A 17,106-nucleotide genomic window follows, 5' to 3' on the forward strand; every position below is an offset into this window, starting at 1 on the left:
TAAGGATTATACACGTCTACGTTTCGGAGGGCGGCAGCCATTGTGGGGTACCGGCGTTACATCTTTAATTTTCGTAACACGGATGCCAGCTTGGTCAAGCGCGCGGATAGCGGCTTCACGGCCAGAGCCCGGACCTTTAACGAAAACTTCAGCAACACGCATTCCTGCATCGTAAGCTACCTTACCTGCATCTGTCGCAGCCACCTGAGCGGCATAAGGGGTGTTCTTTTTGGAACCTTTGAACCCCGACTTACCTGCTGAAGACCAGGATATTACCTGGCCAGTTTTGTTAGTTAACGAGACAATGATGTTGTTGAACGTAGCCTGTACGAATGCGTACCCTTCCGATTCAACTTTTACATTGCGCTTCTTAACTTTCTTATTCGCCTTTGCCATTTAATAAAAATGTTTTTGAATCAGGCACATAAAAGAACAGTGAAGTTGATCTGGCGTGAATTCCAGCCTACGGTTTCAACCGTGGGAGTGCCAAAAGCTTCGACCTCTTCTATGCCGATATTACTTGGTTGCTTTCTTCTTGTTAGCCACCGTTTTACGTGGTCCTTTACGCGTACGAGCATTTGTACGAGTACGTTGTCCACGCAGAGGTAGTCCTTTACGGTGACGCAATCCACGGTAGCAGGCGATATCCTGCAAACGCTTAATGCTCATCGTAACTTCTGTTTTTAGTTCACCTTCGGTCTTGTACTCGGAAGTGACAATGCGAGAAATCTCGCGAATGTTTTCGTCAGTCCAAGCTTCTACCTTCGTGTCTTCACTTACACCAGCCTCAGCCAATACTTTTTTCGCGGTGGTTGCACCAACGCCAAAGATATAAGTAAGGGCAATAACGCCGCGCTTGTGTCTGGGTAGATCGATACCTGCGATACGAGCCATCTTCGTGTGCTTTTTAATCCTTGCAGCAACGGGGATTAACCCTGGCGCTGCTTCAGCTTAGGATTTTTCTTGTTAATGATGTAAACTTTGCCCTTCCTGCGAACGATCTTGCAATCTACGGATCGCTTCTTAACCGATGCTCTAACTTTCATGGTTCGAGTTGTTTATCAGGTATTCCAAACAGCGGACGGCGATTACTTGTAGCGATAAATGATACGCCCCCTCGACAAGTCGTAGGGAGACATTTCCACCGAAACTTTGTCACCAGGGAGAATACGGATATAATTCATACGCATTTTCCCGGAAATGGTGGCAATGATCTGGTGATCATTTTCGAGACGCACTCTGAACATTGCGTTAGAGAGTGCTTCTTCAATAATTCCGTCTTGTTTGATCAAATCTTTTTTAGCCATGGTCCGATTTCGGAGTGCAAAGATAAACATGTTTGTTGATCTTTCTCCTCATTCCTTGAAAAAAATTACAGTTAATGGGCAATAAGTCCATTTAGGCGGGTTGTAAGACCCCTGCGCCTTTCAAACTTACTTCCCTTACTTCGCTATTTTTGGCAATTTCGGCCTCAATAGGTACGTGGCTGGAAAGAATATCTGCTTTCTGACGGCGGACCACTACTGTATGTTCGTAGTGAGCCGAAGGCAAACGGTCCTTGGAGGCGACCGTCCAGCCATCTTTGGCCGTCATCACTTCTTTTTTTCCCAGGTTCACCATTGGTTCAATCGCGATGACCAAACCATCTAACATCTTGATGCCTTTGCCCCGTTTGCCGTAATTGGGAACTTCGGGTTCTTCGTGCAAATTACGACCAACTCCGTGTCCAACCAATTCACGTACTATCCCGTAGTTGAAACCCTTCTCAACGTAGTTTTGAATGGCAAAGCTGATGTCGCCTACGCGATGACCGACTACTGCCTGTTCAATACCTTTGTAAAGCGAGGTTTTGGTTACCCGACATAGTTCCATTACTTTTTCGCTGACATTGCCGAGCGGAAAAGTATAGGCTGCATCACCAAAAAAACCGTTCCACTGCACTCCACAATCCACCGATACGATGTCGCCATCGTTAAAAACGATAGATCCCGTAGGGATGCCGTGTACTACCTGCTCATTGATTGAAACACAAAGTGTAGCTGGAAAGCCACGGTATCCTTTGAACGCTGGCTCTGCACCGTGATCGCGAATCAATGTTTCGGCAGCGGTATCAATCTCTTTGGCTGTAATACCCGGACGAATGATAGAGGCTACATGTGCTAAAGCGTCACAAACCAGGAGACAACTTTTGCGGATGTATTCTACCTCTTCATCAGTTTTGTAATATACCATAGAGTCATTATTGAGTATGGTCAACAGTAAAAATGACCAATTGCACTCGATCACTAGCAATTAAAGGCGACTGGCCAATTTACCAACCGCCTTTAATTGAGCGAAGTTTTGGATAAACTCGTCTAGATTGAGTCGCCAATACCCTGAAGGCGACTTTGTGTGGCACGGCCTTGAATCCGTCCAGACTTGGTCAAACCTTCGTACTTGCGCATCAACAAATGACTTTCAATTTGCTGCAGCGTATCCAGAATAACGGAAATCATGATCAGCAAAGAAGTACCACCAAAGAACACAGCGAAGTTACGGTTGATGCCGATTCCAGCTGCAAATGCGGGCAGAATTGCAATGATTCCCAAAAATACTGCACCAGGCAGGGTAATACGGGAAGTAATGGCATCGATGTAATCAGCAGTTGGTTGCCCTGGTTTTACCGAAGGAATGAAAGCGTTGTTGCGCTTGAGGTACTCCGCATAGTTTTGCGGATTGACGATCAGAGCGGTATACACATAGGTGAATACAACGATCAACAGGAAGTAGACCAAGTTGTATGGCACACTAGTAAAGTCGTTCAAAGCAGCAAGAATACCAGTAGTTGCAGTACCACCCGTTGCACTGAATTGAGCTGCCGTAGTTGGCAGGAACATCAAAGCCTGTGCAAAGATGATTGGCATTACACCGGAAGCATTCAACTTAAGCGGAATATAATCCTGCTCAGAGCGCATGCCTACACTATCGTTCCGGCCTACTGCTTTCTTAGCCATTTGGATGGGTATTCGCCGCACTGCCTGAATAATCATGATGGACAGCAAGACTACCCCAAACCAGAGCGCCATTTCCACTACAAAGAACAACAAACCATTGCTGTCCAATTGAGATTGGAATTCGAAGCCCAAAGCGAAAGGAAGACGTGCAATGATACCCGCCATGATGATCAAAGAAGTACCGTTGCCCAAACCCTTATCGGTAATTTTTTCGCCCAACCACATCGCGAATACCGTACCGGCAGCCAGGATGATGATGTTGGAGAACCAGAAAATACCTTGAGGAATATTGGGATCTACTGCTTTTAAGAAGAACAGGTAGCGCAGGTAACCGCCACCTTGTACCAAGGTAATGGCCACCGTCAACAAACGGGTGATCGAGTTCAGTTTTTTGCGGCCGGATTCCCCTTCTTTGGTTTGCAAACGTTGGAAGTACGGAACAGCAAAGCCCAACAACTGAATGATGATCGATGCGGTAATGTAGGGCATGATACCCAATGCAAAAACCGAGGCTTGGCTAAAGGCGCCACCCGTGAAAGCGTTGATCAAACCCAAGAGTGAATTGTCATCACTTTGAGATTGCGCCTCCAGAACTGAAGGAAGCACGCCTGGGAGTACGATAAAGGAGCCAACGCGGAAGATCAGGATCATTCCGAGTGTGAACAAAATGCGCGTACGCAATTCCTTAATCTCCCAAATGTTACGAAGAGTGGTGAAAAACCTTTTCATCGTTCAGAATTAAGCGATGTTTACACTTCCGCCGAGTTTCTCGATGGCTTCCTTGGCAGATGCAGAACACGCGTGAGCACTTACATTCAATTTAGAGGTCAGTTCACCTGCACCCAGAATCTTTACTTTTTCAGTCCGGCTGGTGTAGCCTTTCTCCAGTAAAAACTCCGCGCTAATGGTATCCACGCCGTGTTTTTCAGCGATTTCCTGAATTTGACCTAAGTTAAATGGAACGTAGCTTACGCGGTTCGGGTTCTTAAAGCCGACCTTTGGCAAACGCATTTGAAGTGGCATTTGACCGCCTTCAAAGTTACGCTTGGTATAGTGACCAGAACGAGCCCCATCCCCCTTGTGACCACGAGTAGAAGTACCTCCGTGGCCAGAGCCCTGGCCGCGTGCGATGCGTTTTCTACTTTTGTTAGAACCTTGTGCAGGTTTCAAATTATGCAATTCCATTGCATTATGTTTTGAGCAAATCAGCGATGAGTGTGCAAGTTATAAAAAATAACGATTCCCCGCTGAGAGTTGCCATTCGTCAAAGAAATTATTCCTTCACATCTTCCACCTTAACGAGGTGGGCTACCACACGTACCATCCCTAAAATCTGTGGCGTAACTTCGTGAACTACGCTGGAGCTTACCTTGTTCAACCCGAGGGCAGTCATGGTAAGTTTTTGATTTTTAGGACGATCAATCGTGCTTTTGACCTTGGTGATTTTGATCTTAGCCATGATCTTCTTGTTTTAAAACATGAACAAAACGATGCGGACATGGCGCCCGATCAACCATTGAACATTTTTTCCAGAGAAATATTCCGTTGTTTGGCAATTACCCCTGGATCACGCAGCAGTGAAAGAGCAGTGATGGTTGCTTTAACCACGTTATGTGGGTTAGAAGAACCTTGAGATTTTGCCAATACATTGTGTACTCCGGCAATTTCCAGTACAGCGCGCATTGCACCACCAGCGATTACCCCAGTACCATCAGAAGCAGGTCTGATCAAAACGCTACCGGCTTTGAACTTACCTTTTACTTCGTGAGGAATTGTTCCTTTGTAAATAGGTACACGAACCAAGTTTTTCTTGGCATCGTCTACAGCTTTAGCGATGGCCTCGGAAACGTCGCGGGCTTTACCCAAGCCGTGACCAACTGTTCCTTTTCCATCACCTACTACAACAATTGCAGCAAAGCTAAATGTACGACCACCTTTGGTAACCTTCGCTACACGGTTGAGCTGTACCAGCTTTTCTTTGAGTTCTGTTTCGGCAGGAGCTACCCTGTGTGCACTCTGTTTAGCCATTATCTTGTATGGTTAATGGTTTTTAGAAAGATAATCCGGCTTCGCGTGCGCCATCGGCTAACGCTTTCACCCGACCATGGTACAGATAACCGCCGCGGTCAAATACAACGGCGCTGATGTTCAACTGAGCTGCGCGCTCGGCCAGGATCTTACCCACAGCTTTTGCTTGCTCAGATTTGTTCACAGTTTTTACCACTGCCTCTTCAAGTGAGGAAGCGGAAGTCAAGGTATGACCCGTCAGATCGTCGATGATCTGGGCATAAATTGACTTGTTGCTGCGGTATACAGAAAGACGTGGTCTTGCTGCCGTGCCCGTAATTTTTTTACGAACGCGGTGGTGAATCCGCCGTCTTTTATTCTCTTTAGTGAGTTTCATATCACTTTTGGTTTACGACCTTAGTGTAGGGCTAAGCAGCCAAACCCAAGGTCCTGTTTTTATTTTCGTTTGGGTGTCCTGTTGAGGCAACCCTATGTGGTTGCCCATAAGGGCACCCAGGGGTAACCACGCAGAGTTACCCTTACTTCTTACCACTGGTCTTACCAGCTTTGCGGCGAATGGCTTCACCAACAAAACGGATACCTTTGCCTTTGTAAGGCTCAGGCTTACGGAAGCCGCGGATTTTGGCACATACCTGGCCCAGGAGTTCTTTGTCGATACACTCCAATTTGATGATTGGGTTCTGACCTTTATCCTGGCGAGTTTCTACCTTGATTTCCTGTGGGATGCGGAACAAAATGGGGTGAGAATAACCCAGAGTCAGTTCCAGCCACTGTCCATTATTGGCAGCACGAAAACCTACCCCGAAAATTTCCATTTCTTTCACATAACCAGTGGAAACACCCTGAACCATATTATTGATCAAGGCACGGTACAAACCGTGTACTTCCCGGTGGCGTTTTTGGTCAGTTGGACGTTTAACTTCCAATGAGCCATCGCCAATTTCAAGCGTCAGGTCTGGATCAATTTGTTGTTGCAATTGACCCTTAGGGCCTTTAACTGTAACCAGATTGCCCTTGCTGACATTTATTTCTATCCCCTTGGGAAGTTCGATCGGAGCTCTACCTACTCGAGACATCTTAGTTGATTTGAGTGGTTAATTAATAAATGTAGCAGAGCAATTCGCCACCTACATTCAACTCGCGTGCTTTTTTATCAGACATCACGCCTTGAGAAGTAGAGACAATTGCCAAACCAAGACCATTGATAATCCGAGGAAGCTCGTCGGCTTTCGCGTACTTACGCAAACCAGGCTTAGAGATGCGGCCCAATTCACGGATCACCGGTTTACGGGTAATCGGGTCATACTTCAATGCGACTTTGATCACACCCTGACCGCCTTTACCTACATTTTCCTCAAATTTGTATTTCAGGATATAGCCTTGCTCGTAAAGAATCTCGGTGATTGCTTTTTTCAACTTAGAAGCAGGAATATCTACGATGCGGTGTCCCGCTTGCTGCGCGTTGCGAATGCGCGTCAGATAATCTGCGATAGGATCTGAAAATGCCATCGTTATGATGTTTCGCTAGCCGGTTTTCCGTTCGTCAAACCTGTTTTTCAACAAGTTATCCATAAACGCGGAACCTGACCAACTGTTAATAAATTGCTGTTTACCAACTGCTTTTGGTTATTCCCGGAATTTTGCCATAAAGGGCCATTTCGCGGAATTTAACCCGGCAAAGACCAAACTGGCGCATGTAACCCTTTGGACGACCGGTCAACTGACAACGGTTGTGCATACGAATAGGGTTAGAGTTGCGGGGCAGTTTGTCCAGTTCTTCCCAGTTGCCTTCCTCCTTTAGTTGCTTGCGCAGGTCTGCGTATTTAGCAACCAATTTGGCTCTTTTTACTTCCCGAGCGATAATCGACTTCTTTGCCACGGTATATTAGTTTGATTTCTGGTTCTTGAATGGAAGTCCCAACAGTTTCAACAATGCCAGCGCTTCAGCATCGGTTTTGGCGGTAGTTACGAATGTAATGTCGAAACCAGCCATCCGGGTAATTTTTTCAATGTCGATTTCCGGGAAGATGATCTGCTCGGTAATACCCATTGAATAATTGCCACGACCGTCGAAGCTCTTGTCGTTGATGCCACGGAAGTCACGTACGCGAGGAAGAGCAATTGAGATCAAACGATCCAAAAACTCGTACATGCGGGTATCGCGCAGGGTAACCCGAGCGCCGATTGGCATGCCTTCACGCAGTTTAAAGTTAGAGATGGAGGTCTTCGCTCTGGTAGGAACTGCTTTCTGGCCGGCAATCCGCGTCATTTCTTCGATCGCGTTGTCAACCATCTTTTTGTCCTGAGTAGCAGCACCGATACCCTGGTTGATTGAAATCTTAACCAAGCGAGGCACTTCCATGATGGAGCCATATTGGAACTGTTCCATCAAGGCATTGATCACCTCCTCTTTGTATTTTGTCTTCAGTCTAGGAAAGTAACTCATCACTTAATGATTTCGCCTGATTTTTTAGAATAACGAACCAACTTGCCATCAACCTCTTTGCGTCCTACACGAGAAGGTTTGCCTTCTTTCGGGTCTACAATCATGAGGTTGGAGATGTGGATAGGTGCCAGCATTTCTTCGATGCCGCCCGCTGCGTCTTGCGTAGCTTTGCGGTGCTTCATGCGCACGTTAACATCCTTGATCAGTGCACGGTTTTCAGCCGGATACACTTCCAGTACCTCTTTAGACTCAGTGAGATTCTTATAGGCACCAGCAATCACAAAGACCATGTCTCCCTTCTTGATCTTAAGTTTGGGAGTGTGTCTTTTTGTATTTGTTTTTTTATCTGCCATTGTTCGACGAATTAATAGCGCTTGCGACGCTTGGGTTAAAGTACCTCAGGAGCAAGAGATACAATACGCATATACTCCTTCTCGCGCAACTCACGAGCTACTGGGCCGAAAATACGGGTTCCACGTGGCTCGTCTTGGTTGTTCAACAATACGCAAGCGTTGTCGTCGAAACGGATATAGGAACCGTCTTTACGGCGAATTTCCTTTTTGGTACGAACGATAACGGCTTTGGAAACGCTACCCTTTTTGATGCCCCCTGGGGAAGCATCTTTTACGGCAACGACAATTTTATCGCCTACGGACGCGTAGCGGCGGCCTGAACCACCGAGTACACGGATGCAGAGCACTTCTTTGGCTCCGCTATTGTCGGCTACTTTGAGTCTGGATTCCTGTTGGATCATGGTTGACGTCTGGTTTTAGAGGATTTATCTCCTTTGCAGGAAAAATAAATCGTAAACACACGGAAAATACCTCATCGAAACATTGTGGGGCGTTGAACGGCCCATGAATGAATTCGTGGGTTTATTTCGCTCTTTCGATGATTTCGACCAAGCGCCAGCGCTTGAGTTTACTCATGGGACGAGTTTCCATGATTTTTACAACATCACCGATGCTGCAATCATTGTTCTCATCGTGGGCCATGAAACTCTTGGTCTTTTTCACGAATTTACCGTAGATAGGGTGGCGCAGCTTACGCTCTACTGTTACAGCAACGGTTTTGTTCATCTTGTTGCTTGTCACGACGCCGACACGCGTTTTTCTCAGATTCCTTTCCATCTTCCTTACTTTTTACGACGTCTTGCACGAATTTTAGAACGTAGTGCCAACTCATCCGCACTCATTGAAGCAACCTGCCGACTACGTAGCTCATTGTTGAGCCGGGCAATATTACGGCGAAGATCACGCAGTTCCATCGGGTTTGCTAACCCTTTGATGGCATGCTCAAACTTCATTTTACGGTAGAGCGATTCGGAGTTTTCAAGTTCAGCTTGCAAATCCTCTTCTGTCAACTCTTTTAGCCCTGTTAACTTGTTGTTTGCCATTGGCTTAAAAAATTAATTTTGATATAAAGCATCGCTGCCAGATTGGGTTTCCGCACAACTACAATTGGTATTGCGCCAAAACTAATATCTGACAACTATCTAAATGCGTAGTGCATTAAACGGTAGCATCGGGACGAGTCACGATTTTGGTCAATACTGGCAATTTTTGCGCAGCAAGACGCAGTGCTTCGTGAGCGACTTCAGCGGTAACCCCGTCGAGCTCGAACATGATGCGACCAGGTTTTACCTGAGCTACCCAGTGATCCACGGCACCCTTACCTTTACCCATCCGCACTTCCTGAGGCTTCTTGGTAATTGGTTTGTCGGGGAAAATGCGGATCCACACTTTACCTTCCCGTTTCATAGAACGAGTCATCGCAATACGAGCAGATTCGATCTGACGGTTGGTAAGCCGTGCACCTGTAATTGCCTTAAGACCAAAGGTCCCAAACGCGACTGTACCGCCTTTGATGGCCAGACCTTTCATTCTGCCCTTCTGCTGCTTGCGGTATTTCGTTCTTTTAGGCTGTAACATTTCTTATGTATTTAGCAGAATTTCAGTTAAATAGCCAAAACCCGCCAGCTTTTTGAAAAAGTCTGGCAAAGGTACTGCTTTGGATTGAAATATTCTAAGCTCGGCTTTAAATTTTTTTTCGCAGTAAGTTAAACCTTGTTGCTAAAAAAAACTTAAGTCGTTTGCCTAGCTGTGGGGAAAAAATAAGTGTTCACTTTTCTCAAGCCAGAGGGTTAAATAAGACACTTGAAATGAAGCGTTTGCATATCTAATCCTTTGGCAAAATGAACACTTATTCTTTTATTGCCCCTAGCGTTTGCGCTGGCCACCGCCACCGGCACCGCCGCGATTGCCGCCGCCGCCACCAGTGTTGCCGCCACCACCGCCGCCACCGCGACGACGATCGCCACCACCGCCGCCACCACGATTTCTATCGTTGTTGCCACGGCCTTCGCCACGTTCGCCACCACGACCACGACCGCCACCGCCGCCATCGCGACGATTCTGGCCCTGACCTTGTCCACCGGCTTGTGTGGTATTGGAAGGTGCGGTAGATGGAGTCAGCTCACGCTTGCCCAATACTTCACCTTTGCAAATCCAGCACTTGATGCCGATTTTACCGTATACAGTCAATGCTTCTTTCCAGGAGTAGTCAATATCTGCACGGAAAGTATGCAATGGTGTACGGCCTTCTTTGTATTCTTCAGTACGTGCCATTTCCGCACCGTTCAAACGGCCAGAGATGCGTACTTTAATTCCTTCTCCTCCTGCACGGATGGTAGACTGGATCGCCATTTTGATGGCACGGCGATAGTTGATACGTGCTTCCAATTGCTTGGCAATGGATTCAGCAACGATATTGGCATCCAGTTCTGGCTTACGGATCTCCGTAATGTTGATCTGAACGTCTTTGCTCGTCAATTTTTTCAACTCTTCGCGGATGCGATCAACCTCCTGACCACCTTTACCGATGATGATACCGGGGCGGGAAGTGTGGATGGTTACGGTGATGCGCTTGAGGGTACGCTCGATAACGATCCGAGCGATGCCACCTTTGTTTACCCGTGCATTGAGGTAATTGCGGATTTTTTCGTCCTCAACTACTTTTGCAGCGTAATCCTTGCCTCCGAACCAGTTGGATTCCCAACCTCTGATGATTCCCAGGCGATTGCCGATTGGATTTGTCTTCTGACCCATATGATGGTGTAGTTGAATTTTTAGTTAGTTACTTCTTCTACCACCACCGCTTGATCATCGACACCAGGAACCGCGATGCGGTTTTCCACTATGATCGTTACGTGGTTGGTACGTTTGCGAATGCGGTGCGCACGGCCGTGTGGGGCTGGGCGGAAACGCTTAACGATGGTACCACCATCAACAAAAGCCGTTTTGATGTAGAGGTTGTATTCGTCGGCACTTTCGTTACCTTCCAGTTTGTACTCCCAGTTGGCAACCGCACTACGAACCAATTTTTCCAACCACACCGCAGCTTCTTTCTTGGTAAAGCGCAGGATGTTGATGGCATCTTCCACCTTCTGCCCGCGGATGTTGTCAACCACAAGACGCATCTTGCGGGCCGACATCGTAACATTTTTGAGTTTTGCTACAGCTTGCATGTCTTTTTATTTCTTACGGTTGCCAGAGTGACCTTTGTAATTACGGGTTGGGGAAAATTCGCCCAACTTGTGACCTACCATGTTTTCAGTAACGAAAACGGGTACGAAAGTTTTGCCGTTGTGAACAGCGATGGTTTCTCCCACCATATCGGGGATAATCATCGATGCCCGAGACCAGGTTTTGATAACCCCTTTTTTCTTGGCCTCTTTGGATGCGAGAACTTTCTCAAGCAATTTATGGAACACGTATGGTCCCTTTTTGATTGATCTTGCCATTGTCAGATATCAGCTTTTAGCTTTCAGCTTTCAGCTATCAGCTGGCAGTGAAAATATTCATCTGATAGCTGATGGCTTATAACTGATAGCTGCTTATGGATTTTTAGTTTTTCTCCGGGAAATAATGAGCTTGTTGGAAGCCTTATTATTGTCGCGGGTTTTGAAACCTTTAGCAGGCATACCTTTGCGGTTACGTGGGTGACCACCGGAAGCACGACCTTCACCACCACCCATGGGGTGATCGACAGGGTTCATAGCTACCCCACGTACGTGAGGACGACGGCCCAACCAACGACTGCGACCCGCTTTGCCCAATACTTGCAGACCGTGGTCACCGTTAGAGGTAGTACCAATGGTTGCTTTACAAGTGAGCAGGATGCGGCGCATTTCACCAGAAGGTAATTTCACCACTGCATATTTGCCTTCACGACCGTTCAGGATACCATAAGTACCTGCACTGCGTGCCAAAGCTGCACCTTTACCTGGGTTCAACTCGATGGCGTGGATATTGGAACCGAGTGGAATGTCTTTCAGGAAAAGCGCATTGCCCGTATTGGGTGCAGCACCATCACCTGAAGAAATTTCGGCACCTACTTTCAGTCCATCAGGGGCAATGATGTAACGCTTTTCGCCATCAGCATACTCAACCAACGCGATGAACGCAGTACGGTTGGGGTCATACTCGATAGTTTTAACGGTTGCAACCATTCCTTCCTTGTCACGCTTGAAGTCGATGACACGGTAGCGGCGCTTGTGGCCTCCACCGCGTTGACGCATGGTCAAGCGGCCCTGGTTATTGCGGCCGCCGCTCTTTTTCAGCGGTGCCATCAGGCTTCTTTCTGGCGTATCTGTGGTCAATTCAGTAAAGGTCTGACCAACCCGATAACGCGATCCCGGAGTAACCGGATTCATTTTTTTAACTGCCATTGTTATGGTCTTTGGCGTTCATCGCCGGATCGAAACCACCATAATTGTTTCGCCGACCCGAACGAACCTTAGTTAATGGCAACAGTAGGGATTCTACGGCTGCACTAATTACAATTCTGCGAAGAAGTCAATGTTTTCGCCTTCAGCGAGGGTAACAATTGCTTTCTTGTATGCCGGTACACGGCCACGTACCACGCCAGTACGAGTAGAGCGAGATTTGGTTTTGCCAGGAACCACCAGGGTGTTAACGGCTTCAACGTTTACTCCGTAGAAAGCTTCTACTGCTTTCTTGATCTCTACTTTGTTGGCTTTCCGATGCACGATAAAAGAGTACTTGTTCAGCGTACTGGACAATTTCTCTGCTTTTTCCGTGATCAGCGGCTGGATGAGAACATCTTTCTTTGCCATCTTTCAACTATTCTTACGGCTACCCGGATACGGATCAAGCCAGAGTTTCAACAATCTTTTGAATCGAACCTTCGGACAGTACCAGTGTATTCGCGTACATGATCTCGTAAGTGTTCACGTCCTGAGCACGCACCAACTTGGTATTTGGGATGTTGCGGCTAGAGAGGTGTGCATTTTCGTTTTGTTCTGCAACGACAACCAATGATTTTTTGCCAACATTGAGCTTGCTCAACATATCGACAAAAGTTTTGGTCTTTGGTGCTTCGAAGTTAAGGTCTTCTACGATCACGATAGAACCGGTCTTAGCTTTAGCACTAAGGGCAGATTTACGTGCCAGACGTTTAACTTTTTTGTTCAATTTCTGCTCATAATCCCGTGGGCGTGGTCCGAAAACCCGGGCACCACCTGGGAACAATGGGCTATTAATGTCACCTTTACGAGAACCACCGGTTCCCTTCTGACGGTGCAATTTGCGTGTAGAACCACTGATTTCCCAGCGTTCTTTAGATTTGTGGGTACCTTGGCGCTGATTGGCCAGATATTGCTTCACCGCGAGGTAAAGCACGTGCTCATTCGGCTCGCCGCCGAAAACGTCATCTGGAAGGTCAACGGCTCTACCGGTCTTTTCGCCCTGAATATTGAAAACATCCAATTTCATGTTTCTTGAATTTAACTCGCCACGAGGCCGTTAACGATTACTTTTTCTCCAGAATAACGTAAGCACCTTTGTGTCCAGGGATTGCGCCCTTTACCAAGATGAGATTCTGATCCGCAAATACCTTGAGTACTTTGAGGTTCTTCACCTTCACATTGTCACCCCCGGTACGACCAGGAAGACGTTTGCCTTTAAATACGCGGGAAGGATAAGAAGATGCACCCATAGAACCTGGGGCACGTAGTCGGTTGTGCTGACCGTGGGTCTGACCACCTACACCACCGAATCCATAACGTTTAACAACGCCCTGGAAACCTTTGCCTTTAGTAACACCTACAGCGTGTAGCATGTCGCCTTCAGCGAAGACTTCGTCCACCTTGATGATTTCGCCAAGGGCTTTCTCTGGAGCAGAGAAATCGCGAAACTCAACCAACTTATGTTTTGGATCAGTACTTGCTTTTTCGAAATGGCCTTTGAGAGGCTTGGTGGTGTTGTTTGTTTTGGCGTCGCCAAAAGCCAACTGAAGGGCAGTGTATCCGTCGGTTTGCTCGGTCTTCACTTGTGTCACTACACAAGGACCTGCCTCAATGACGGTGCACGCCACGCTTTTACCAGTGTTATCATAGACACTGGTCATGCCAATTTTTTTACCAATCAGTCCGTTCATCACTTCTTGATTTTAACAATGAATTGCAATTAATTAATTTGCATGCAATAACGCATGTAAAAACTAACGCAATCAATTACGTCAACTTAACCTGAATGTCTACGCCACTAGGCAATTCCAACTTGGACAGCGCATCTACTGTTTTTTGAGTAGGCGTGTAAATTTCAATCAGACGTTTGTGGGTCCGCAATTGGAACTGCTCACGAGACTTCTTGTTGACGTGCGGAGAACGGAGCACGGTAAAGATTTTCTTCTCAGTGGGCAGCGGAATCGGGCCAGTTACAACGGCACCACTATTACGTACTGTTTTGACTATTTTCTCCGTCGACTTATCCACCAAGTTGTGGTCATAAGAGCGGAGTTTGATTCTGATTTTCTGATTCATGCCTGAAAATCTGATTTGTGTATGTCAATGAATGAACTTCAGCGGCTTTTGCTGAAGCTTTTTTTTTATATCCTGAAGCTGGCCCACGAATAAATTCGTGGGCTAGATCAGGTGTGGCTCCCACGGTTAAAACCGTGGGTTGCCGAGTTTATTTGTTGCCTTTGGCCTTTTCAATCACGTCTTTCGCTACACCGGCAGGCGCTGCTGCGTAGTGTGAGAATTCCATGGTTGAGTTGGCACGACCAGAGGTGATGGTACGCAATTGAGTAACATAACCGAACATTTCAGACAGTGGCACCTCAGCTTGGATAGAGATGGCACCACCGGTACGTGGCTCCTGGCCTTTCGGCAAACCACGACGACGGTTAAGGTCACCAATTACAGAACCAGTGTATTCATCTGGTGTAATTACTTCCAGTTTCATGATTGGCTCCAGCAACACAGGGTTACATTTTGGAGCAGCTTCACGGAAACCTTCTTTTGCGCACAATTCGAAGGCGACTGGTTTAGAGTCCACCGCGTGCATCGAACCATCGTACACGCGCACTTTCATGCTATCGAGAGAGAAACCGGCCAAAATACCGTTGTCCATCATGGCTTTGAAACCATCCTGAATTGGCTTGGCGTAGTTTTTATCGATGGCACCACCAACGATACCCCATACGAACTGCAAGCGGGTTTTGCCGTTCTTGAAGTCGTCGCTTTCCAGGAATTCCTCATCAGCTGGGCCGAGTTCGAATTCCATATCTGCGAACAAACCAGAACCACCCGTTTGTTTTTTCAAACGTTCGCGGTGAGATGTCATTTTGGTCAGTGCTTCCTTATAGTTAACCTGAGGAGCACCCTGGTTACACTCTACTTTGAATTCGCGACGCAGACGGTCAACGATGATCTCGAGGTGTAATTCACCCATCCCGCTGATAACGGTTTGGTTGGTGTCTTCGTCAAATTTTACGCGGAAGGTTGGATCTTCTTCGGCCAATTTAGCCAAAGCCATACCCAGTTTATCTACTTCCTTCTGAGACTTAGGCTCAACCGCGATGGCGATTACCGGCTCAGGGAAGACCATTGATTCCAGAACGATTGGTTTGTCCAAGTCGCACAGGGTGTCACCTGTTTTGATGTCTTTGAAACCAACTGCTGCTGCAATGTCGCCTGCTTCTACGCGGTCAACCGGGTTTTGCTTATTGGCGTGCATTTGGTACAAACGAGAGATGCGCTCTTTGTTGTCGGAACGGGTGTTCAACACGTAAGAACCTGCATCCAGTGCACCTGAATAAACACGCATGAAAGCCAAACGACCTACATAAGGATCCGTTGCGATTTTGAACGCCAATGCAGCAAATGGTTCATTAACGTCTGGTCTGCGGAGTTCTTCTTTATCCGTTCTGGGGTTGGTACCTTTGATGGCATCAACATCCAGGGGAGAAGGCATGAAAGCACAAACCGCATCCAATACAGCCTGTACCCCTTTGTTTTTAAACGAAGAGCCACACATCATCGGTACGAACTCGAGGTTACATACCGCCTGACGTACCGCTGCACGAATTTCGTCGGCAGAGATGCTATTGGGATCTTCGAAGTATTTTTCCATCAGCGTATCGTCGTACTCGGCAACTGCTTCAAGCAGTTTTTCGCGGTACTCCGCTACAGTTTCAACCAAATCGGCTGGCATGGGAATTACTTCGTAAGTCATACCCTGGTCATGCTCGTTCCATACGATGGCTTCGCCAGTAATCAGGTCAACTACGCCTTTGAATCTTTCTTCAGCACCAATTGGAACCTGCAGCGGAATGGCTTTAGAACCCAATTTGGTTTCAACGTCTTTTACTACGTTGAAGAAGTCGGCACCGGAACGGTCCATCTTGTTGACGAATCCGATACGTGGTACCTTATAGTTGTCGGCCAGGCGCCAGTTCGTTTCAGATTGTGGCTCAACGCCAGAAACTGCACAAAAAAGGAACACCAAACCATCCAATACGCGCAGTGAGCGGTTTACCTCAACGGTAAAGTCAACGTGCCCTGGAGTATCGATGATGTTAAAGGGGTATTCCTCACCTTTCCAGAACCACTTGGTTTTGGTAGCAGCAGAAGTGATCGTGATCCCACGCTCTTGTTCCTGCTCCATCCAGTCCATTGTGGCTGCGCCATCGTGTACTTCACCGATCTTGTGACTAACGCCGGTGTAGTAAAGGATGCGCTCGGTAGTCGTAGTTTTGCCCGCGTCGATGTGGGCAGCGATACCGATGTTTCTGGTATATTTAAGATCTGTTGCCATGGCTTTACTCCAATGGAGTTTATGGTTATAAGATGATAAAGATTACGTTCGGAAGTGAGCAAACGCACGGTTGGCTTCGGCCATACGGTGGGTATCTTCTTTCTTTTTCACTGCGTTGCCCTCGTTTTTGCTGGCTGCAATGATTTCAGCGGCTAATTTTTCAGCCATACCTTTACCGCTACGGGTGCGTGCAAAGCGGATCAGCCATTTCATCCCGATAGAAACTTTGCGCTTAGGGCGGATTTCTGTTGGGATTTGGAAAGTAGCTCCACCGATCCGGCGGCTGCGTACTTCGACCATTGGCATCACGTTATTGAGTGCTTTTTTCCAGGTGTTGTGCTCGTCGGCCTTAAGGCGTTCGCGTACAATATCCAGCGCATCGTAAAAAATGGTGAGGGTGGTACTTTTTTTACCTTCCCACATCATGTTGTTTACGAATTGCGTAACCATCGGATCATTATAACGGGGATCCGGTGCAATTACCCTTACTTTTGGTTTTCTTTTTCTCATTACCTTG

The 17,106-nt window shown here is 47.2% G+C and carries 29 protein-coding genes; all 29 read right to left on the reverse strand.

What is annotated here, in order from left to right; translation table 11 throughout:
* Window positions 1-6 precede the first annotated feature (6 nt).
* The 29 genes from rpsK to rpsG all read right to left on the reverse strand — a co-directional run bounded on the left by rpsK (window position 7) and on the right by rpsG (window position 17,099).
* Window positions 7-396, reverse strand: a complete 390-nt coding sequence (gene rpsK, locus ACO08K_RS06430) for a 30S ribosomal protein S11 (RefSeq protein ID WP_013767138.1) — start codon at window positions 394-396, stop codon at window positions 7-9.
* 120 nt (window positions 397-516) lie between these two features.
* On the reverse strand, window positions 517-894 hold the full coding sequence (gene rpsM, locus ACO08K_RS06435) for a 30S ribosomal protein S13 (RefSeq protein WP_421795570.1): 378 nt from the start codon (window positions 892-894) through the stop codon (window positions 517-519).
* 35 nt (window positions 895-929) lie between these two features.
* Window positions 930-1,046, reverse strand: a complete 117-nt coding sequence (rpmJ, locus tag ACO08K_RS06440; RefSeq protein WP_044234117.1) for a 50S ribosomal protein L36 — start codon at window positions 1,044-1,046, stop codon at window positions 930-932.
* 42 nt (window positions 1,047-1,088) lie between these two features.
* Window positions 1,089-1,307, reverse strand: a complete 219-nt coding sequence (gene infA / locus ACO08K_RS06445) for a translation initiation factor IF-1 (protein WP_013767136.1) — start codon at window positions 1,305-1,307, stop codon at window positions 1,089-1,091.
* A 91-nt stretch (window positions 1,308-1,398) separates the two neighbouring features.
* Window positions 1,399-2,232 (reverse strand): type I methionyl aminopeptidase, encoded by an 834-nt coding sequence (map, locus tag ACO08K_RS06450; protein ID WP_421795571.1) that lies wholly within the window; start codon window positions 2,230-2,232, stop codon window positions 1,399-1,401.
* A gap of 122 nt (window positions 2,233-2,354) precedes the next feature.
* Window positions 2,355-3,722, reverse strand: coding sequence for a preprotein translocase subunit SecY (gene secY / locus ACO08K_RS06455; protein WP_421795572.1), 1,368 nt, complete (start codon window positions 3,720-3,722; stop codon window positions 2,355-2,357).
* A gap of 9 nt (window positions 3,723-3,731) precedes the next feature.
* Entirely contained in the window at window positions 3,732-4,178 is a 447-nt protein-coding gene (rplO, locus tag ACO08K_RS06460; protein ID WP_421795573.1) for a 50S ribosomal protein L15, read from the reverse strand.
* A gap of 88 nt (window positions 4,179-4,266) precedes the next feature.
* Entirely contained in the window at window positions 4,267-4,452 is a 186-nt protein-coding gene (rpmD, locus tag ACO08K_RS06465) for a 50S ribosomal protein L30 (RefSeq protein ID WP_421795574.1), read from the reverse strand.
* Window positions 4,453-4,502: 50 nt separating this feature from the next.
* Window positions 4,503-5,021 (reverse strand): 30S ribosomal protein S5, encoded by a 519-nt coding sequence (rpsE, locus tag ACO08K_RS06470; protein ID WP_421795575.1) that lies wholly within the window; start codon window positions 5,019-5,021, stop codon window positions 4,503-4,505.
* 22 nt (window positions 5,022-5,043) lie between these two features.
* Window positions 5,044-5,397 carry a 50S ribosomal protein L18 gene (rplR, locus tag ACO08K_RS06475; protein WP_421795576.1) on the reverse strand — a complete coding sequence of 118 codons (354 nt, stop codon included), beginning with the start codon at window positions 5,395-5,397 and terminating at the stop codon, window positions 5,044-5,046.
* Between the two features lie 142 nt (window positions 5,398-5,539).
* A complete protein-coding gene (gene rplF, locus ACO08K_RS06480; RefSeq protein WP_421795577.1) occupies window positions 5,540-6,097 on the reverse strand; it encodes a 50S ribosomal protein L6 in 558 nt (185 codons plus the stop codon).
* A 22-nt stretch (window positions 6,098-6,119) separates the two neighbouring features.
* A complete protein-coding gene (gene rpsH / locus ACO08K_RS06485; protein WP_421795578.1) occupies window positions 6,120-6,530 on the reverse strand; it encodes a 30S ribosomal protein S8 in 411 nt (136 codons plus the stop codon).
* A gap of 100 nt (window positions 6,531-6,630) precedes the next feature.
* Window positions 6,631-6,900 carry a 30S ribosomal protein S14 gene (gene rpsN, locus ACO08K_RS06490; protein ID WP_013767127.1) on the reverse strand — a complete coding sequence of 90 codons (270 nt, stop codon included), beginning with the start codon at window positions 6,898-6,900 and terminating at the stop codon, window positions 6,631-6,633.
* Window positions 6,901-6,906: 6 nt separating this feature from the next.
* Window positions 6,907-7,467 carry a 50S ribosomal protein L5 gene (rplE, locus tag ACO08K_RS06495; RefSeq protein WP_421795579.1) on the reverse strand — a complete coding sequence of 187 codons (561 nt, stop codon included), beginning with the start codon at window positions 7,465-7,467 and terminating at the stop codon, window positions 6,907-6,909.
* Complete coding sequence (gene rplX, locus ACO08K_RS06500; protein ID WP_421795580.1) at window positions 7,467-7,820, reverse strand: 50S ribosomal protein L24; 354 nt, start codon at window positions 7,818-7,820, stop codon at window positions 7,467-7,469. The genes rplE and rplX overlap by 1 nt, the downstream gene beginning before the upstream one ends.
* A gap of 35 nt (window positions 7,821-7,855) precedes the next feature.
* The gene (rplN, locus tag ACO08K_RS06505) at window positions 7,856-8,221 is read right to left on the reverse strand and encodes a 50S ribosomal protein L14 (RefSeq protein WP_373552937.1); all 366 of its coding nucleotides are present in this window, start codon (window positions 8,219-8,221) and stop codon (window positions 7,856-7,858) included.
* A 121-nt stretch (window positions 8,222-8,342) separates the two neighbouring features.
* On the reverse strand, window positions 8,343-8,597 hold the full coding sequence (gene rpsQ / locus ACO08K_RS06510; protein ID WP_421795581.1) for a 30S ribosomal protein S17: 255 nt from the start codon (window positions 8,595-8,597) through the stop codon (window positions 8,343-8,345).
* Between the two features lie 5 nt (window positions 8,598-8,602).
* A complete protein-coding gene (rpmC, locus tag ACO08K_RS06515; protein ID WP_421795582.1) occupies window positions 8,603-8,863 on the reverse strand; it encodes a 50S ribosomal protein L29 in 261 nt (86 codons plus the stop codon).
* 115 nt (window positions 8,864-8,978) lie between these two features.
* Window positions 8,979-9,398: a 50S ribosomal protein L16 gene (gene rplP, locus ACO08K_RS06520; protein ID WP_421795583.1), complete on the reverse strand. Its 420-nt coding sequence runs from the start codon at window positions 9,396-9,398 to the stop codon at window positions 8,979-8,981.
* Window positions 9,399-9,686: 288 nt separating this feature from the next.
* A complete protein-coding gene (rpsC, locus tag ACO08K_RS06525) occupies window positions 9,687-10,574 on the reverse strand; it encodes a 30S ribosomal protein S3 (RefSeq protein WP_421795584.1) in 888 nt (295 codons plus the stop codon).
* Window positions 10,575-10,594: 20 nt separating this feature from the next.
* Entirely contained in the window at window positions 10,595-10,993 is a 399-nt protein-coding gene (gene rplV / locus ACO08K_RS06530; protein WP_421795585.1) for a 50S ribosomal protein L22, read from the reverse strand.
* Between the two features lie 6 nt (window positions 10,994-10,999).
* On the reverse strand, window positions 11,000-11,269 hold the full coding sequence (gene rpsS / locus ACO08K_RS06535) for a 30S ribosomal protein S19 (protein ID WP_421795586.1): 270 nt from the start codon (window positions 11,267-11,269) through the stop codon (window positions 11,000-11,002).
* Between the two features lie 93 nt (window positions 11,270-11,362).
* On the reverse strand, window positions 11,363-12,196 hold the full coding sequence (rplB, locus tag ACO08K_RS06540) for a 50S ribosomal protein L2 (protein WP_421795587.1): 834 nt from the start codon (window positions 12,194-12,196) through the stop codon (window positions 11,363-11,365).
* Between the two features lie 108 nt (window positions 12,197-12,304).
* Window positions 12,305-12,604, reverse strand: coding sequence for a 50S ribosomal protein L23 (gene rplW / locus ACO08K_RS06545; RefSeq protein ID WP_421795588.1), 300 nt, complete (start codon window positions 12,602-12,604; stop codon window positions 12,305-12,307).
* A gap of 34 nt (window positions 12,605-12,638) precedes the next feature.
* Entirely contained in the window at window positions 12,639-13,262 is a 624-nt protein-coding gene (rplD, locus tag ACO08K_RS06550; protein ID WP_421795589.1) for a 50S ribosomal protein L4, read from the reverse strand.
* 37 nt (window positions 13,263-13,299) lie between these two features.
* Window positions 13,300-13,926: a 50S ribosomal protein L3 gene (gene rplC / locus ACO08K_RS06555; RefSeq protein WP_421795590.1), complete on the reverse strand. Its 627-nt coding sequence runs from the start codon at window positions 13,924-13,926 to the stop codon at window positions 13,300-13,302.
* Window positions 13,927-14,002: 76 nt separating this feature from the next.
* Entirely contained in the window at window positions 14,003-14,311 is a 309-nt protein-coding gene (gene rpsJ / locus ACO08K_RS06560) for a 30S ribosomal protein S10 (protein WP_013767113.1), read from the reverse strand.
* Window positions 14,312-14,459: 148 nt separating this feature from the next.
* Entirely contained in the window at window positions 14,460-16,589 is a 2,130-nt protein-coding gene (fusA, locus tag ACO08K_RS06565; RefSeq protein WP_421795591.1) for an elongation factor G, read from the reverse strand.
* 42 nt (window positions 16,590-16,631) lie between these two features.
* On the reverse strand, window positions 16,632-17,099 hold the full coding sequence (rpsG, locus tag ACO08K_RS06570) for a 30S ribosomal protein S7 (protein ID WP_421795592.1): 468 nt from the start codon (window positions 17,097-17,099) through the stop codon (window positions 16,632-16,634).
* Window positions 17,100-17,106: the final 7 nt, after the last annotated feature.

Origin of the sequence: Haliscomenobacter sp. (assembly GCF_965225875.1) — a bacterium.
Lineage (GTDB): Bacteria > Bacteroidota > Bacteroidia > Chitinophagales > Saprospiraceae > Haliscomenobacter.

Coding starts and splice junctions, on each gene's coding strand:
- rpsK (WP_013767138.1), bottom strand. CDS start 396: ATGGCAAAGGCGAATAAGAAAGTTAAGAAGCGCAATGTAAAAGTTGAA.
- rpsM (WP_421795570.1), bottom strand. CDS start 894: ATGGCTCGTATCGCAGGTATCGATCTACCCAGACACAAGCGCGGCGTT.
- rpmJ (WP_044234117.1), bottom strand. CDS start 1,046: ATGAAAGTTAGAGCATCGGTTAAGAAGCGATCCGTAGATTGCAAGATC.
- infA (WP_013767136.1), bottom strand. CDS start 1,307: ATGGCTAAAAAAGATTTGATCAAACAAGACGGAATTATTGAAGAAGCA.
- map (WP_421795571.1), bottom strand. CDS start 2,232: ATGGTATATTACAAAACTGATGAAGAGGTAGAATACATCCGCAAAAGT.
- secY (WP_421795572.1), bottom strand. CDS start 3,722: ATGAAAAGGTTTTTCACCACTCTTCGTAACATTTGGGAGATTAAGGAA.
- rplO (WP_421795573.1), bottom strand. CDS start 4,178: ATGGAATTGCATAATTTGAAACCTGCACAAGGTTCTAACAAAAGTAGA.
- rpmD (WP_421795574.1), bottom strand. CDS start 4,452: ATGGCTAAGATCAAAATCACCAAGGTCAAAAGCACGATTGATCGTCCT.
- rpsE (WP_421795575.1), bottom strand. CDS start 5,021: ATGGCTAAACAGAGTGCACACAGGGTAGCTCCTGCCGAAACAGAACTC.
- rplR (WP_421795576.1), bottom strand. CDS start 5,397: ATGAAACTCACTAAAGAGAATAAAAGACGGCGGATTCACCACCGCGTT.
- rplF (WP_421795577.1), bottom strand. CDS start 6,097: ATGTCTCGAGTAGGTAGAGCTCCGATCGAACTTCCCAAGGGGATAGAA.
- rpsH (WP_421795578.1), bottom strand. CDS start 6,530: ATGGCATTTTCAGATCCTATCGCAGATTATCTGACGCGCATTCGCAAC.
- rplE (WP_421795579.1), bottom strand. CDS start 7,467: ATGAGTTACTTTCCTAGACTGAAGACAAAATACAAAGAGGAGGTGATC.
- rplX (WP_421795580.1), bottom strand. CDS start 7,820: ATGGCAGATAAAAAAACAAATACAAAAAGACACACTCCCAAACTTAAG.
- rplN (WP_373552937.1), bottom strand. CDS start 8,221: ATGATCCAACAGGAATCCAGACTCAAAGTAGCCGACAATAGCGGAGCC.
- rpsQ (WP_421795581.1), bottom strand. CDS start 8,597: ATGGAAAGGAATCTGAGAAAAACGCGTGTCGGCGTCGTGACAAGCAAC.
- rpmC (WP_421795582.1), bottom strand. CDS start 8,863: ATGGCAAACAACAAGTTAACAGGGCTAAAAGAGTTGACAGAAGAGGAT.
- rplP (WP_421795583.1), bottom strand. CDS start 9,398: ATGTTACAGCCTAAAAGAACGAAATACCGCAAGCAGCAGAAGGGCAGA.
- rpsC (WP_421795584.1), bottom strand. CDS start 10,574: ATGGGTCAGAAGACAAATCCAATCGGCAATCGCCTGGGAATCATCAGA.
- rplV (WP_421795585.1), bottom strand. CDS start 10,993: ATGCAAGCTGTAGCAAAACTCAAAAATGTTACGATGTCGGCCCGCAAG.
- rpsS (WP_421795586.1), bottom strand. CDS start 11,269: ATGGCAAGATCAATCAAAAAGGGACCATACGTGTTCCATAAATTGCTT.
- rplB (WP_421795587.1), bottom strand. CDS start 12,196: ATGGCAGTTAAAAAAATGAATCCGGTTACTCCGGGATCGCGTTATCGG.
- rplW (WP_421795588.1), bottom strand. CDS start 12,604: ATGGCAAAGAAAGATGTTCTCATCCAGCCGCTGATCACGGAAAAAGCA.
- rplD (WP_421795589.1), bottom strand. CDS start 13,262: ATGAAATTGGATGTTTTCAATATTCAGGGCGAAAAGACCGGTAGAGCC.
- rplC (WP_421795590.1), bottom strand. CDS start 13,926: ATGAACGGACTGATTGGTAAAAAAATTGGCATGACCAGTGTCTATGAT.
- rpsJ (WP_013767113.1), bottom strand. CDS start 14,311: ATGAATCAGAAAATCAGAATCAAACTCCGCTCTTATGACCACAACTTG.
- fusA (WP_421795591.1), bottom strand. CDS start 16,589: ATGGCAACAGATCTTAAATATACCAGAAACATCGGTATCGCTGCCCAC.
- rpsG (WP_421795592.1), bottom strand. CDS start 17,099: ATGAGAAAAAGAAAACCAAAAGTAAGGGTAATTGCACCGGATCCCCGT.